This window comes from Kordia sp. (assembly GCF_965224175.1).
GTDB lineage: Bacteria > Bacteroidota > Bacteroidia > Flavobacteriales > Flavobacteriaceae > Kordia.
In genome coordinates this window covers 4,535,734-4,552,420 of the sequence record NZ_OZ245041.1, presented here as the reverse complement: position 1 = coordinate 4,552,420, position 16,687 = coordinate 4,535,734, and the positions used below count along the sequence as shown (strand labels likewise).

The following is a 16,687-nucleotide window of genomic DNA, read 5'->3' as shown; positions in this document are numbered from 1 at the left end:
CTTATTTGTGATTTTCACAAAAATAAACATAATAAATTGCTCTTACTACAACTACCCTTGCAATTAATACATTAATTTTAGATAGAATTCTTAATTATGGAAAAAATAAAGTACTTAGTTATTATTTTAATCACGCTACTTTCATTTTCAAGTTGCGCCTCATTTTCTGAGAAAATTATTGAAAATAAAACGACTCCGCTCACACAAGAAAAACTTCAACACATAGAAGGAACATATGCTATGAAGAGCTATGACTCGTACATTAAGTTAAATATTGACAAAGAAGTTCAACCATTAAAAGAACCTAAAAATAATACTATAAGTGAGCTTACCAATGGGCAATCTCTAGATGAAATAGTTCTTGATAAAGTAAAAGTTGACGTAAAGATAGTAGCTGATGATAAGATCCGTTTTTTATATCGAATTCAAGATTCAATCATCAAAAAAGACTCTTTTACATTTAAACTACAAGAAAATGGCATGCTACATTTAGAAAATAGAGAGATAGACTCTAGTGGTATTCCTCATTTTATAGGAAGAATTGAAATTAAAAAGTCACGTATTGGATTGAGCAAAAACAATGATTTACTGATAAATCACGTGTATTTTAAATCGAATGTTGCATTAATTTTAGGATATTCCTTAAAAAATAACACTTCTTTTTATTTTAAACGTTTGTCAAAATAGTCATGTTCAAAACTAAAATAAAAAATCTTTCCGTTCTGTAAAATATTACAATACGCACAATTGGAATCATGAATAAATTCGTAAGATTGTTCCAAATCAAATTCAGGATTGTTTACTTTAAAGATTCCGTCAACATCCACATCGCCATAAGGGGAAATTCTACGAATTCTATAACAATATGTAATTGCGGGAAGCGATTCAATCTCAAACCATACACCTGAACCAATTCCAGAAAGCCATTGTGCTTGTTCTGAAAGCATTGCAAGTTTTTTTGGCTCTATATTACCTTCCAAATTGGGTTCATGATCTTTTAACCGATCTAAAAAACAGCGTAATGTTTCTTTTTTTGAAGTCGAATTAAAAACATTTACTTGCGCATCTACTACTTCGTACACATGCTTTGTTGTACTTGCCAACATTACATTTCCTACTGTGCTAGGTGTAAACCAAGTTGATTTTTTTAGTTGTTTTTTTACTTGTGAATTTGTCACAGATTCAATCAAAGTATCTGTAACAAAACGAGCGCAATTGGAAGCATTTTTTAAAAAAGCGGCGTATGTTGTTGAACCTTGACGCAAACAATAATCAATGTATTTTTTTGCAGAATCATAATCAATTTGATCACAAACGGAAGCTACCATTTTTCCTTCACCATGTGTCAACTTAGGATTGTTTCCTAAAAAATGTAATAACTCATCTAAATTGACAATTTCGCCATTCCGAATTACAGCTTTCAATGGAAAATCTAACTCACGATCGCGCACTTTTGATCGCACACGTCCATAAGATAACTTTGTTACATAACGACCGTAATCGTGATACGCAATATTTCCGGTAGATTTCTCTATCAAAACCAATGCTGCATGACCTGCACGAATATAATTTTTCTTCCCAATTCCTATAAATCGCAGAAAAGGAGAATACCATTCTTCAGCAGTTCTTACAATGGTATCAGGATATGCCAGCGTAAGTATTATTCCCGAATTATTCATGCAAAGCTTCTATAGTATTGAATGAAATAGTACTTTCTGTATTTTTTGCAAAATCTTGATACTTCATGCTAATAATATCTGTGTGTTTTTCAATTTGCGTAATGCTGATTGTTTTTACAACACCTCTATCCATGATAACATCTACATTAGAATCACCAACTCCAGCAGTTTTATGAAAATTAAGCAATGTACTTGCTTTTAAGTTTTCTTTTTGCTGAAATTCTGCAAACCAATCAAGACGTAATTGCTTCATTTTTTCAGTATATAATGTAGAAGAAGACCAAATATGCGGAATGGTAAGCGGTAATTTTTGAAAATGCTTTTGTGTTCCATCCCAAACCAACTCAAACAATTGCAATCCATACGTCCAATCTACAATGACCACAGTAAAAGGTTCAATTAAGGCTAGATTGTAATTAGCAACTTCTTCTTCTATATGTACCGCTGTCAAAAAATCTTTCACCACAACTCCTCTACTATGACGATATTTTGGCAAACGCACATGCTTTTCAAAGCCACCATTTAACAGACAGACAACACGTTTTTTATCACTTATCCCAATCCAAGTTCCTCCGCCAACGATATCTTTTGGAAAAATCAACTTTGAATCTGCTATATTGTAAATAGCAGGTTCTTTCGTTTCTCGTATTGGTGATTCATCTCGGTTTGAGGTTAACACAAACTCATCATTTCCTTTATAAATAAAACTAACTGTACACATAGTAGCTTTTGTCTGTCTTTAGGAGGACAACTTACAAAATTTTCATTACATATAACTGTAAATTATGAAATGTCTATTTTTTTTGAAAACTAATTAAAAATCAGCAAGAAACTCCAAAATAGTAGAAAAATCAAAATCGCTATAAAGGTGCTTTTTTTTTGTATCTTTGCACCTCAAAATTCTAATACAAACACTATTAAAAATATAACCTATGGGAAAAGGATTTTTTCAAGTTCCAACAGCCATCAATGAGCCAGTAAAATCATATGCTCCTGGAACTCCAGAAAGAGCTGCTGTTACTGCGCAATATGAAACATACTTTAATGGAAATGCTGATGTACCAATGTACATTGGCAACCAAGAAGTAAGAACTGGAAATACCAATACAATGTCACCTCCACATGATCATAAACATATTGTAGGTACATATCACTTAGCAGAAAAGAAGCATGTAACAGAAGCTATTGAAACTGCTTTGGAAGCTAGAAAGAAATGGGCGCAATTAACATGGGAACAACGTGCTGCTATTTTCTTAAAAGCTGCAGAATTAATCGCCGGACCTTATAGAGCAAAAATAAATGCTGCAACAATGATTGCGCAATCAAAAACTGTTCATCAAGCAGAAATTGACGCAGCCTGTGAATTAATCGATTTTTTACGTTTTAACGTAGAATTTATGTCGCAGATTTATGAAGAGCAACCGGATTCAGCTGAAGGAATTTGGAATCGTGTTGAATACAGACCATTAGAAGGTTTTGTATACGCGATCACTCCTTTTAACTTTACAGCAATTGCGGCAAATTTACCTGCAAGTGCTGCCATGATGGGGAATACTGTTGTTTGGAAACCAAGTGATAGCCAAATTTTCTCTGCAAAAGTAATTGTAGATATTTTTAAAGAAGCTGGTGTACCAGATGGTGTAATTAATGTTGTGTATGGTGATCCAGTAATGATTACAGATACAATTTTAGAAAGCCCAGACTTTGCTGGAGTTCACTTTACAGGTTCTACATATGTATTTAAAGAGCTTTGGAAGAAAATTGGAAACAACATTCACACATACAAAACATATCCAAAAATTGTAGGTGAAACTGGAGGAAAAGATTTCATCGTTGCACATCCAAGCGCAAATCCTAAGCAAGTAGCTACAGGTATTTCTCGTGGTGCTTTTGAATTTCAAGGACAAAAATGTAGTGCAGCTTCAAGAGTATACTTACCAAAATCAATTGCCGAAGAGGTAATTAATTATGTAAAAGAAGATATCGCATCTTTCAAAATGGGTTCTCCTGCTGATTTAAGTAACTTTATTACTGCAGTAATTCATGAAGGTTCGTTTGATAAGCTAGCCAAGTATATTGACCAAGCGAAAGCTGATGCTGACGCAGACGTAGTTGCTGGTGGAAGTTATGATAAGTCTAAAGGATATTTTATTGAACCAACAGTTATTGTTGCTAAAGATCCTAAGTATACAACTATGGAAACTGAATTATTTGGACCTGTTGTTACTATTTATGTATATGAAGATGCTGATTGGTCTGAAACGCTAAAATTAGTTGATTCAACTTCTGAATACGCATTAACAGGAGCTGTATTTTCAGGTGATCGTTATGCAATTGATGAAGCGACAAAAGCTTTAGAAAACTGTGCTGGAAACTTCTATATTAATGACAAGCCAACCGGAGCTGTTGTAGGACAACAACCATTTGGTGGTGCTAGAGCTTCTGGAACAAATGATAAAGCTGGTTCTGCTCAAAACTTATTACGTTGGGTTTCTCCACGATTAATTAAAGAAACGTTTGTAACTCCTACGGATTACAGATATCCTTTTTTAGGATAAATTATATGTTTTGTCATTCTCAAACAGATTGACATTATAAAAAAAATAAAAAGCCAGTATATCAACTATACTGGCTTTTTTTATGCTTTTCCGGCTTACCCAACACAGTCAGGACCAACAAAAGTACAGCAAATGATATATCCATTATCATCTTCGTAATACAGGTCGCTACAACGAGCAGAAACCATTCCTCCTTTTACTGAATCTACAGTAAACTTAGACACTGTCTTTCTGTTTAAGCTAAGATTTTTTAAATTCTTTTTTTTCATGATCGTGAATTTTTTGATTTATAATTTTAAATATAAATAATCAAAAATGCGATTCGATACGGTTTTACCGTATTTAACAATCTCTTAAAAGAGAAAAACGACACTATCAAATCTCTTTTATTCAAATACTTACAAATCAACATCATCAAAAAACTATCCTAAACACAATCATTTACCGCTAATTTAAGAACCAAAAAAGGCAGCTCATTGAGCTGCCTTTTTTTAGAATTAAATAGAATTCTAGCTAATTATAATTAATTATTAATTAAAGTCCTTATCTACTCCTGCATGAGCTCCATTAGCTGCTACAGTCTCAAAGTTATTACCAATAATCATTGCTACAACAGATATGTTATCTTTATTGATACTACTTGGAATAGTATAGTTAAATACTTGCGTATATTTTTGACCTGCTCCAGTATTTCCTGCAGGGATAACATCTCCTAGCACATCTGTAAGTGAACTTCTTAATGTATGATCGTGTGTAAAACCATTTGATGCATTAAGTGGATTTACACCTCCATAATAACTTGTACCATTTACTTGATTAGCATCAATTCCATCTTCAAGAACATATACTGCTAATTTAGCACCTGGCATACTTTGTGCAAATGCTGCACTCACATATACTTGTAAGTTATCTCCAGCTACTACTGAGTTTACAGATAACCCTCTAGATGTTGTTCCAGTAGCTAAGTTAGTTACTTGAGCAACATTATCAGGCTCTGGGAATGTCCAGTCAATATTTCCGTTAAGTACAGCTGTTGGGAAAGTTCCTCCTGGATTAACTTGAGCTACTAAAGCCGCACTCGCTGGATTTTGCATCGCATCACCACTGTGTGCTGCTATCGCAAATACTTTATCTGTAGCATCTCCAACTAATTCAATTCCGTAAGATACTCTAGGACAAAATTGACACCATGTTCCAGTTGCATCTATAATTGTAGCTGTTTTTTGAAACATTCCTGGCGCTACTTCATCAGTTACTGTCAAGTCTAGCGCATCTGAAGTTACACCATCTAAAGCAGCAGTAACCATTAAGTCATCAGCAGTAATTGCCATGTGCTTGTTTCCTGTGATTACATTTCCATTCACAGTGATTGATGCTGTATCTGTAACTATGTAATCATTTCCAGATGCATCTGATCCAGTTACAACAAAGTCAGCTGTATCTCCTACCTTCATACTAGTAGTAGTACTTTCTATGCGTATTGCAGTAATTACTGGAGGAGTTACCTCTATGTTAATTGCACTACTAGTTAATGTTTCATATCTAGCATTAATTTGAAATGTTCCTGTCGCTGTTGGCGTGTAAGATGTTCCTTGTATACTACTATTGTTTACTAAAATAGTAGAAGTTGATGTTAAGTCAGACCCATCATTACCAGTAACGGTAAATGTAACTGATCCTCCTAATTCGAACGAAGTTGTACTTGCAGCTACAGTAATCGATGTAATTCCCGATCCTCCTCCTGGAGTTGATCCTTCTCCTCCGTCTCCGTCTGAGTCACTACTACAAGAGTACGTAAATAGTGCTAAAACTACGACTAAGCATTTTAGAATGTTTGTTGTTTTCATAAGACATTTTTTGTTTATTAAAGTTTGGTATTTGGTATAATTTGCGACTAATTTATATTAAATTTTTGTTAAAAAAAAGAAAAACACAATAAACAGTCAATCAAATAAATAGCCTATAATTTATATAGAGAATGTGGAGAAAATCATAAAATCGATTTATTTTATTTTTCTTGCTTTTTTAACGTAAGCTTTTATATATTTACAGCATTCTCACTATTAAACTAAATATTATGAAGTCAATTATGAGTATTGTTACCATATTCTTACTGTGTACAATACAAGCAAATGCGCAAAAAGAAATCCCAAATATTTCTGTTAAAGAACTGAATGGAAATTCCATCAGTATGAGCGAGATCACAAAGGAAAAAGGTGTGAAAATTATTAGCTTTTGGGCAACTTGGTGTGTTCCATGTATCAATGAATTGGATGCCATTAGTGAAGTCTATGATGATTGGAAAGATGAAACAAGTGTTGAACTTATTGCAATCGCTACCGATGATGCAAGAACTAAAAAAAGAATTAAACCATTAATTAATGGTAAAGGTTGGGAATACAAGATTCTCTTAGATGAAAATCAAGATTTACAACGTTCTTTAAATATTACCACAATTCCACATGTAATTGTAATCAAGGATGGTGAAATTGTTTTTCGTCATACAGGGTACTTTCCTGGCGCGGAAGATCAACTTTACGAAGTAGTTAAGAAAAACGCTAAGTAAAAACACTAACCAACCAAAATACTAAACAATTATACATACATGAAGAAATTACTATACCTTTCTTTGGCATTGGCTTGCTCTGTTGCAGTTGCACAAAATAAAGATGATGACGAAAAAAAGAAAGACTGGGGTACATTAACTGGCGGATTTGAATCTATTGTACAATGGTACAATGATGATACTGGTCTTGGAAAATTTGCCGAAGATGAACACGTACGCTCTAACAATTATTTGAAATTAGACTATAATTACGGAAATTGGTTTGCAGGAATTCAAGTAGAATCCTATGCACCAATGCCTTTACTAAACTATTCTCCAAAATTAGATGATTCAGGCATTGCACAATATTACGCAATGTATAAAACCAAAAAACTAGAAGTCACTGCAGGTTATTTTTACGAGCAATTTGGAAGTGGACTTATTTTACGTGGATGGGAAAACAGACCTTTAGGTATTAACAACTCTTTTAGAGGTGGACGTGTAAAGTATGAACCTACAAACTCGTTATCATTTACAGGAATGTATGCAAGACAACGTGATGGTTTTGAAGTGTCGGAAGGTGAAATTTTTGGATTTAATTCTGAAATTGATCTTACAGACTTATTCAAATTAGAAACTTCATCTCTATCTGCTGGATTTAGTTATGTTGGAAGAAAAGAAGATATTCCTGAAGAATTTCAAAACACTGGCTTTGATGAAATGACGAATGCATTTTCGGCACGACTTGATTATTCAGGAAATTCATTTTACTCTGGAATAGAATATATCACTAAAAGTAAAGATGCTGTTGTAAATACACAACGATATATTGCAGATTTTGTTGAACCAGGAAATGGATTACTTGTAAATTTCGGATATTCTCAAAAAGGATTAGGAGTCGATGTAACATTAAGAAGATTGGAAAACATGAGTTTCTTTTCTGAAAGAGAAGCTTCTGGTAATGTATTCAATGAAAATATCATGAATTATTTACCAGGATTAACAAAACAACACGATTATTTATTGACAAATATATACGTGTATCAGGCACAACCTACTATTTCAGTTCCAGATCCATCTTTATTAAAGTTTGGTGAAATTGGAGGTCAAATTGACCTTTTTTACAACTTTAAAAAAGGAACTCCACTCGGAGGGAAATACGGAACAAAAATCGCAGTAAATGCTGCGTATTGGGCTGGATTAAGAGGAGATTTTAATTTTACAGACCGAAAAGCCGAAATAGATTATTTTGGTTTTGGCGAAAAGTATTTCTCTGAATATAGCTTAGAAGTTCGTAAAAAATGGAATCGCAAATGGCAAAGTATATTTTACTATGTAAATCAATATTACAACGAACGTTATATTGTAGATAAACTCGGTGTAGTAAATTCTAATATTGGTGTGGTAGAAACAACATATAGAATCAACTCTAAAAGATCGATTCGTGCTGAATTACAACACTTATGGACACCAGACGACAACAAAAACTGGGCTGGAGCTACCTTAGAGTTTAATGTAACACCAAGATTATCTTTTTATTTAAATGACATTTACAATTACGGAAACGATAACGAAGACGAACAAATTCACTATTACAATGTTGGAGGTAGTTATGCAAGAGGCGCAACAAGAGTTGCCCTAAACTACGGAAGACAAAGAGGTGGATTAGTATGTGTTGGAGGTGTTTGCCGTTTTGTACCACAAAGTACAGGACTTACTGTAAACATAACTACAGCATTTTAAAAATATAAAGAGCTCTCAATAACCAAACCAACCAACTAACTACAGAAAATCCCTTAAGTTTTTGCTTAAGGGATTTTCACTTTTAAGGCTTATATTTTAATGGCAGATGCACTACTTTTTTGGTTTCAAAAAATTCTTCCTCAAAATAATCTGGAATTGCATACAAAGTAGCTTTAGGAAAATCTTTCAACTCTTCAGTCAAATCTCCTCCTTTTAAATACAAAATTCCGTTCTTTAATTCGTGTTTTTGTTTTTTCGCAACCTTTTTACGAACCCATTTTACAAAATCAGGCATATTGGTTACAGCTCTACTCACAATAAAATCAAACTCTCCTTTTACTTTTTCAGCTCGTATATGATGTGCTGAAACATTTGTAAGTCCAATACTTTCCGCTACAGCTTGTACTACTTTTATCTTTTTACCAATAGCATCTACTAACACGAACTGAACTTCAGGAAACAAGATTGCCAATGGAATTCCAGGAAAACCTCCTCCAGTTCCAACGTCTAAAACTCTAGATCCTGCAACAAAAGACTGTACTTTGGCAATTGCTAAAGCATGAAGTACATGCCTCACATACAACTCATCAATATCTTTTCTCGAAATTACATTAATTTGTGCATTCCATTCTTTGTATAAAGCTTCCAACTGACCAAATTGCTCAATCTGCTCTGTTGTTAAATTTGTAAAATATTTTTGTATAATTTCCATATATGCGACAAAACTAATCTTTATTTGTGATTATCTAAATTTATTATTTTCAAATTACGATATTTGCAATATATTGCGAAGCAAATTTGTTAGCATTTTATAGATTAAAAAAGTTCCTCCATGGCGAATCAAAATACTGATAAAGAGATTGTAGACTCTCTAAAAAACTGGAAGTCAATCATAGCCAAATACAAAAAGAAAAGCACCAAAAAGGCAATTGGACAGATGGCTTCTTCATTTTTACCTTTTATAGCTGTTTGGGTTTTAATGTATTTCACACTTGATTATTCAATCATATTAACTTTATTACTTGGAATTCTAAACGCATTTTTCTTAGTTCGAATTTTTATCATTCAGCATGATTGCGGACATAATTCTTTTATTAAATCAAAAAAAGCAAGTGATGTCATCGGATATGCTTGTAGTGTATTCAGTTTTTTACCGTTTAAATATTGGGCGGAAACACACACGTTTCACCACGGACATAATGGTCAGCTAGAAACAAGACAAATTGGTGATATGCCAACATTAACCTTTGAAGAATTCCGCGCTAAAAATTGGTGGGGAAGATTTAAGTATAAAGTTTTTAGAAGTCCTATCGTAATCTTTGTGATCGCACCAGTATATTATTTAATCATCACAACAAAATATCCATTTTTAAAATTTAATAACTGGAAAAAAACCACGTATACCTTATTAAAAGACAATATCATAATCATTGTTCCTTATTTGGCCATCGGATATATAACAGGTTGGGCAAGCTTTTTTGCGGTTCAATTTATTATTTTATTCTTCTTTGGAATCATTGCTTTCTGGTTTTTCTACATTCAACATCAACACGAATTCTCCTACAAGAAGTGGAAAAAAGATTGGAATTTTGTGCTTTCAGCAATCAAAGGAAGTACTTATTTAAAACTTCCAAGAATTATGGAATGGTTTACTGGTCATATTGGAATTCATCACATTCACCACTTGAATAGTAGAATCCCAAATTACAATCTAAAAAAGTGTTTTACCGAAAATAAAATTCTGTCAAAATACGTTACAACATTGTCTTTTAAAGATGGATTAAAAATGATGTTCAACAAATTATGGGATGAAGAACAACAGCGTATGATTACTTTTAGAGAGTTTTATAAACTTGAAAAAACACGTTTCGCTAACTAAAAAATACAAACAACTTACAAAAAGTCTGCATAACGCAGACTTTTTTTTATGTCTGTAACTAATGAAGGAAAAAATGAATGATTTATCTAAAATTTAAAACTCATTCAACAAAACCAACTAATTAGTCTGCACATTGTTTCTTCTTAAATTATAAAATACCTAATTTCGCACAATTCAGTTTTTAAACACACAAACAACACACACAATGTCACTATTATCTGAAAGAGTTTTAAACATGTCCACTTCTGCTACGTTAGCAATGGCTGCAAAAGCTAGAGAGTTAAGAAATGAAGGGAAAAACATCATTGGGTTGAGCTTAGGAGAGCCAGATTTTAATACTCCTGACTTCATCAAAGAAGCTGCCATTCAAGCCATAAATGATAACTACAACAGTTACACACCTGTAGATGGTTATGCTGATTTGAAAGAAGCGATTATCAATAAGTTTAAACGAGATAATAAACTAGACTACACAGCAAGTCAAATTGTAGTTTCTACTGGAGCAAAACAATCGTTAGCAAATGTTGCCATGGTGTTATTAAACGAAGGTGATGAAGTGATTCTTCCTGCGCCTTTCTGGGTAAGCTACAGCGATATTGTAAAATTAGCTGAAGGTGTTCCCGTACAAGTGGCAACTTCTATCGAAACTGATTTTAAAATGACGCCTGAACAATTGGAAGCAGCAATTACACCAAAAACAAAAATGATTTGGTTTAGTTCACCATGTAATCCAAGTGGTTCTGTATACAGCGAAGAAGAATTGAAAGCTTTAGCTGTAGTTTTAGAAAAACATCCAAACATTTATGTAGTTTCTGACGAAATTTACGAACATATCAATTTTACTAGCGAGCATTTTAGTATTGCAAGAATTCCATCGATGTACGATCGTACGATCACTGTAAATGGAGTTTCAAAAGCCTTTGCAATGACAGGTTGGCGAATTGGATATATTGGTGCTCCTGAAAAAGTAGCACGCGCTTGTAACAAAATTCAAGGACAAGTCACTAGTGGAGCTAATTGCATTGCACAACGCGCTACAATTGCTGCCTTAGAAGCTTCTAAGGACAAAATTCAATACATGATGGATGAGTTTTTGAAGCGTAGAGATATCGTTTTAGAATTGCTTGGAGAAATTGAAGGTTTTAACATCAATGTTCCTGAAGGAGCTTTTTATGTGTTCCCTGATATTTCTTCATTCTTTGGAAAAACATTACGTGGAAAAACAATCAATAATGCTACTGATTTTTCTTTGTATTTACTAGATGAAGCATTAGTTGCAACTGTTACTGGAGATGCTTTTGGAAATCCAAATTGTATTCGTATTTCGTATGCTGCTTCGGAAGAAGAATTACGTGCAGCAATCAAGCAAATTAAAGAAGTTTTATAATAAAAAGAATCTCAATATATTACTAAAAAGCTGTTTTCTGTTTGCAAGCAGCTTTTTTTATGCTTTAAATTTGATTCTGATACTATTTCAAAGTGCTTCTCGATACAATTCTTCTATGAAAAATTACTTGAAATATCGTTACTGTTATCGATTCAGCGAGATTAAGACAATAAGCAAAGTGATCAAAAAAATAAGCCAAAAAATGTTTGATAAGGACATTTTTTGGCTTGGTTGAGATTAACTATATAATATTAAGTATTAAAAGTGAAACTGTTAATACAGCACCGCTAAACATAATAACGGTATTTGGAAATTTTCGTTCATATCGCCAGAAAAATTCTTTGATTCCAAAAAACAAGAATGTATTAAAGGCGTAAAAAATAACAATACAATAGCTTACATCTATTCCGAAAAGCGTTTTTGTTACAGGTGTTGATTGCGCAGTCAAGTCTGTATTATTAAAAATTATAACCAGTGTACTTGTCAGCAATACAATAGTAGCTAACCAACAGAATTCCAGAAAATTAAACTTCTTTAGCATTTGTATTAAAGCTTTTGTTTACTGATGTAAATATCCTTAAAACATTTGAAGTTAAAAAACCCTTTTTCAGGGGATTTTTCCCCTTTTTTCAAACTTGATGAGAGTCTAAAAAAAGTTGATCTTTGAAAATGTAGTAATGTAAGAAGTTATGAAATCTAATTTAACCTCATATATCACATGAAACACAGTCGAAAAGCTAAAAATGAATAGTTACAGTGAAGTTTAGACTATGTTTCACGTGATGAAAGTATTGTTATATAAAAGCGATCAAATAAGCAATCACAAATACAGAGACTTTTAAAACTGTTCCTGCTGCTGGCATAAATCTGTGATGATTTGTTTTTACGCGTTGTTTTAAACTAAATAAAGAATTTGATTTTAAATTGCGATAATTCTCTTTGATTTCCTCTTTGTAAGATGACGTTAAAAGTCCTCTATTTAAAAAGTTTATGTCTTCTTGAGTTGATCCTATGGGAATCGAAATTGCGGGTAATTGACGTGTTGAATTCATAATATTGTTTTTTGATTGATTTACAATTGTATGACGCATCAACATAAATTATGTTACAAAAAAAATGAAAAAAATTTCAAGAATACATTTTTAAAACTCTGTAAACTAGCGATTTCTCCAGAAGAATGGCGTGATTAAGATTAATACCGTAAATAATTCTAATCGCCCAAGAAGCATCAAAAATGCACACCACCATTTACCAAAAGAAGGTATTTCATTGTAATTTTCTAATGGGTTTAATTTACCTAAAGCTGGACCAACATTTCCTAATGAAGAAGCAGCTCCACCAATAGCAGATTCAAAATCTAAACCTACAAATCCTAAAACCAAAGCTCCAATGATAAATAACAACATGTACAAAATGAAGAATCCTAAAATATTATAAACAATATGTTCTGAAACAGATTTGTTATTATATCGCACAGGAATAATTGCGCGTGGATGTAATGTTCTTTTAAACTCTAACAATCCATTTTTAATCATTAATAAGTGTCGTACAACTTTTACTCCTCCGGAAGTAGAACCTGCAGAACCTCCAAGAAACATCAATCCGAAAAAGAAAATTGTTAAAAATGTGGTCCATGATGTAAAATCTGCTGTCACAAATCCTGTGGTTGTTATAACTGCAATAACTTGAAATAGCGAATGTCGAAAAGAACTTTCAAATTCTCCCCAAACCATCGGATGATATGCTGATTGATTGACATCTGCTTGATAATAGACAATAAGTGTTGCTATAATTGCAAAAATGAGCGTGAGAATTCCGTAAATTTTAAATTCTTCATCCTTTATAATCTTTTGTACTTTTCCTTTAAAAGCAAAATAACTAAGTACAAAGTTTGTTCCTGCTAAGAACATAAATAAAATGATGATGTATTGTATGATTGGTTGTCCATTCCAATAAGCTACACTAGCGTCTTTTGTAGAAAATCCTCCTGTAGACAACGTACATAAGGCATGATTTATAGCATCAAAAAAAGACATTCCAGCCAATTGCAACAAGATAGTTTCCGCAACAGTATATCCAACATAAATTAACCATAAACGCTTCGCTGTGTCGGTAATTCTTGGATGCAATTTGTCTGCGCTTGGTCCAGGAGCTTCTGCTGCAAAAAGCTGCATTCCTCCTATTCCCAACAATGGCAGAATAGCAATAGCTAATACAATAATTCCCATACCGCCAATCCAGTGAGTCATACTTCTCCAGAATAGAATTCCTTCTGGCAAACCTTCAATTTTTTCTAAAATTGTGGCTCCTGTTGTTGTGTAACCAGACATCGTTTCAAAGAAAGCATTGGTAAAACTAGGAATGGTTCGAGTAAATAAATATGGAAACGTTCCCGAAAGGGACATAAAAATCCAGCCAAATGTTACGACAATATAACCTTCTCTTTTTTTAATTTCTTTTCTATGATCTCTTGTGGTCAGCATAAAAAGAGATCCTGCAATAATAGTAACCAATCCCGCTAAAAACAATGATAATGTTACGCCATCTTCGTACAAAAAACTAACCAACGTAGCTAGTAACATAAATCCGCCGTTACAAATTAACAGCAGTCCCATCAAGTGAAATATGATTTTATAATTTACTTTCATCACCAAGAATTAGAGAAACATACGTTCTACTTTGTTGATTGATCTTGGCAAACTACAAACGACAACTCTATCGCCTGATTTTATATGAAAATCTCCTAAAGCGATCAAACCTTCTCCTTCACGAATTACACCACCAATGATGGCAGATCGAGGAAAATCTAGATCTTTTACTTTTTTATTACAAACACGAGAAGTTGGCTTAACCACAAATTCCAATAATTCTGCATTCATATTATTTACACGCGTCATATCGACCACGTCACCTTTACGGATGTGTCTAAATATATTATTTGCTGCTAATAATTTTTTATTGATTAACGTATCAATTCCTATAGATTGAGACAATTGAAAATAGTCCATATTCTCTACCAGTGCAATGGTTTTACGAATACTTTTTGACTTTGCCACCAAACAAGACATGATGTTTGTTTCTGAATTTCCAGTTACTGCAATAAAAGCATCCATATCATAAACACCTTCTTCTTCTAGCAATTCTACATTTCGTCCATCGCCTTGAATCACTAATGCATTTGGCAAATCATCTGCTAAATCGAAAGCTTTGTCTTTATCTTTCTCGATTAATTTCACATTAAATCTATTGTTACACAGATCTTTTGCCGTTTTTAACCCAATATTACTTCCTCCAAGAATCATCACATTCTTGATATCTTCTTTTACTTTTCCAATTAATTTATATAATTCCTCTACTCCTTCTTTTGAAGTAATAAAATACACTTGATCACCTTCTTTAAAAAGAGTATCTCCACGTGGAATTAAAGTATATTGTGTTCCAAATCGTTGGATCGCAATAGGAACAAAATGTAATTCAGGGAATATACTTGCTGCTTCTTTAACACTTTTCCCAACAAAAGGTGCCGTACGTAATAACGTAGTACCTACCATTGTCAATGCGCCATCTTCAAATTCATAACTATCATTAAAAGCAGATTGATCTAGTAATAGTTTTATTTCGGCAGCAGCTAATTTTTCAGGAGAAATTAATTCATCAATTCCTAAATCCTTAAATTTTAATTCTTCTTGATTATCAATAAATTCTGTGTTTGAAATTCGAGCAATTGTTCGTCTACAACCCAACTGTTTTGCCAATACGCAAATAGTAATATTAGTTGTTTCGGAAGAAGTTACGGTAATTACGAGGTCTGCTGTAGCTACTCTTGCATCTCTTAAGACATTAATAGATGTAGCATCTCCTTTGATGACACGTATATCTAAGTGTGCATCAGCATATTCTAAGTTTTCTTTATTACAATCTATTAAAGTAATATCTTGAGATTCGTAAGAAAGGAGTTTTGCTAAATGATATCCAACCTCACCAGCTCCAGCAATAATAATTTTCATTGAGTTACTTATTGAAAAAGTATACAAATATAAGGCAAAAAAGCTGTTATTTGCTAATACTTTCGATGTTGAGTATCAGAATTGTATATCCTAGACAAATTATAGGCTTTGCAATAGTACATTGATAATAGTATTAATTATATTTGCCAAAATTTCCTATATGTCGAAGAATGTAACACCATACAAAGAGTCTAATCTGGGCAAAAAAGAACAGGTTACAGAGATGTTTGATACGATTTCAGAAAATTATGATGGACTAAATCGTGTGATTTCTTTTGGTATTGATATCAAGTGGCGAAAAAGAGTCGTTCGAATGGTTGGCGAAAAAAATCCGACAACGATTTTGGACATTGCCACAGGAACTGCTGATTTAGCAATTAACTTAGCAGAGACAAGTGCTGAGCGCATTGTTGGATTAGATATTTCTCCCGGAATGCTCGAAGTAGGAAAACAAAAAATTCAGAAGAAAGCACTTAGTGAAAAAATAGAAATGGTTTTAGGTGATGGCGAAAAATTACCATTTGAAGACAATTCTTTTGACGCAATTACTGTTGCCTTTGGTGTGCGTAATTTTGAAAATCTAGAACAAGGATTAGGAGAGATTTTAAGAGTATTGAAGCCAAGTGGAATTTTTGTAGTATTGGAAACTTCGGTTCCCACCAAAACACCTTTTAAACAATTCTATAAATTTTACACAAAAAATATTTTACCATTAATCGGGAAACTATTTTCTAAAGACAATTCTGCCTACGGATATTTATCAGAATCGGCAGCTGCGTTCCCTTATGGTGAGAACTTCAACAATATTTTACGAAAAATTGGGTTTATAGATGTGAAAGATAAACCACAAACGTTTGGTGTAGCGAGCATTTACACCGCAACAAAATAG

The 16,687-nt window shown here is 33.0% G+C and carries 15 protein-coding genes; 7 read left to right on the top strand and 8 right to left on the bottom strand.

Annotated features, from left to right (window positions below; translation table 11 throughout):
• Positions 1-96: 96 nt before the first annotated feature.
• Positions 97-687: a hypothetical protein gene (locus ACOQOS_RS19740; protein ID WP_420572201.1), complete on the top strand. Its 591-nt coding sequence runs from the start codon at positions 97-99 to the stop codon at positions 685-687.
• On the opposite strand, the gene ACOQOS_RS19735 is transcribed toward ACOQOS_RS19740, so the two are convergent.
• Both ACOQOS_RS19735 and ACOQOS_RS19730 read right to left on the bottom strand, forming a co-directional pair.
• A complete protein-coding gene (locus ACOQOS_RS19735) occupies positions 663-1,679 on the bottom strand; it encodes a DUF6695 family protein (protein WP_420572200.1) in 1,017 nt (338 codons plus the stop codon). The two genes, ACOQOS_RS19740 and ACOQOS_RS19735, sit on opposite strands and share 25 nt — an antisense overlap.
• Positions 1,672-2,400 (bottom strand): NRDE family protein, encoded by a 729-nt coding sequence (locus ACOQOS_RS19730; RefSeq protein WP_420572199.1) that lies wholly within the window; start codon positions 2,398-2,400, stop codon positions 1,672-1,674. The genes ACOQOS_RS19735 and ACOQOS_RS19730 overlap by 8 nt, the downstream gene beginning before the upstream one ends.
• A gap of 211 nt (positions 2,401-2,611) precedes the next feature.
• Between ACOQOS_RS19730 and pruA the strand changes: the two genes are divergently transcribed.
• Positions 2,612-4,237: an L-glutamate gamma-semialdehyde dehydrogenase gene (gene pruA / locus ACOQOS_RS19725; protein WP_420572198.1), complete on the top strand. Its 1,626-nt coding sequence runs from the start codon at positions 2,612-2,614 to the stop codon at positions 4,235-4,237.
• 95 nt (positions 4,238-4,332) lie between these two features.
• On the opposite strand, the gene ACOQOS_RS19720 is transcribed toward pruA, so the two are convergent.
• Both ACOQOS_RS19720 and ACOQOS_RS19715 read right to left on the bottom strand, forming a co-directional pair.
• Positions 4,333-4,506: a hypothetical protein gene (locus tag ACOQOS_RS19720; protein WP_420572197.1), complete on the bottom strand. Its 174-nt coding sequence runs from the start codon at positions 4,504-4,506 to the stop codon at positions 4,333-4,335.
• Between the two features lie 261 nt (positions 4,507-4,767).
• The gene (locus ACOQOS_RS19715; RefSeq protein ID WP_420572196.1) at positions 4,768-6,084 is read right to left on the bottom strand and encodes an Omp28-related outer membrane protein; all 1,317 of its coding nucleotides are present in this window, start codon (positions 6,082-6,084) and stop codon (positions 4,768-4,770) included.
• 230 nt (positions 6,085-6,314) lie between these two features.
• Between ACOQOS_RS19715 and ACOQOS_RS19710 the strand changes: the two genes are divergently transcribed.
• Positions 6,315-6,803, top strand: coding sequence for a TlpA family protein disulfide reductase (locus tag ACOQOS_RS19710; protein ID WP_420572195.1), 489 nt, complete (start codon positions 6,315-6,317; stop codon positions 6,801-6,803).
• 39 nt (positions 6,804-6,842) lie between these two features.
• Entirely contained in the window at positions 6,843-8,525 is a 1,683-nt protein-coding gene (locus ACOQOS_RS19705; protein ID WP_420572194.1) for a DUF6029 family protein, read from the top strand.
• Between the two features lie 82 nt (positions 8,526-8,607).
• Here ACOQOS_RS19705 and rsmG read toward each other — a convergent pair whose 3' ends face one another.
• Entirely contained in the window at positions 8,608-9,237 is a 630-nt protein-coding gene (gene rsmG / locus ACOQOS_RS19700) for a 16S rRNA (guanine(527)-N(7))-methyltransferase RsmG (protein WP_420572193.1), read from the bottom strand.
• A 120-nt stretch (positions 9,238-9,357) separates the two neighbouring features.
• Here rsmG and ACOQOS_RS19695 point away from each other — a divergent pair, with 120 nt between their 5' ends.
• On the top strand, positions 9,358-10,404 hold the full coding sequence (locus tag ACOQOS_RS19695; RefSeq protein ID WP_420572192.1) for a fatty acid desaturase: 1,047 nt from the start codon (positions 9,358-9,360) through the stop codon (positions 10,402-10,404).
• Between the two features lie 205 nt (positions 10,405-10,609).
• Entirely contained in the window at positions 10,610-11,791 is a 1,182-nt protein-coding gene (locus ACOQOS_RS19690) for a pyridoxal phosphate-dependent aminotransferase (RefSeq protein ID WP_420572191.1), read from the top strand.
• Between the two features lie 794 nt (positions 11,792-12,585).
• Here the strand turns inward: ACOQOS_RS19690 and ACOQOS_RS19685 are convergent.
• From ACOQOS_RS19685 to trkA, 3 genes are all read right to left on the bottom strand, one after another.
• Entirely contained in the window at positions 12,586-12,843 is a 258-nt protein-coding gene (locus ACOQOS_RS19685) for a hypothetical protein (protein ID WP_420572190.1), read from the bottom strand.
• A gap of 105 nt (positions 12,844-12,948) precedes the next feature.
• Positions 12,949-14,406: a TrkH family potassium uptake protein gene (locus ACOQOS_RS19680; protein ID WP_420572189.1), complete on the bottom strand. Its 1,458-nt coding sequence runs from the start codon at positions 14,404-14,406 to the stop codon at positions 12,949-12,951.
• 42 nt (positions 14,407-14,448) lie between these two features.
• Entirely contained in the window at positions 14,449-15,798 is a 1,350-nt protein-coding gene (gene trkA / locus ACOQOS_RS19675; protein WP_420572188.1) for a Trk system potassium transporter TrkA, read from the bottom strand.
• A gap of 160 nt (positions 15,799-15,958) precedes the next feature.
• Here trkA and ubiE point away from each other — a divergent pair, with 160 nt between their 5' ends.
• A complete protein-coding gene (gene ubiE, locus ACOQOS_RS19670) occupies positions 15,959-16,687 on the top strand; it encodes a bifunctional demethylmenaquinone methyltransferase/2-methoxy-6-polyprenyl-1,4-benzoquinol methylase UbiE (protein WP_420572187.1) in 729 nt (242 codons plus the stop codon).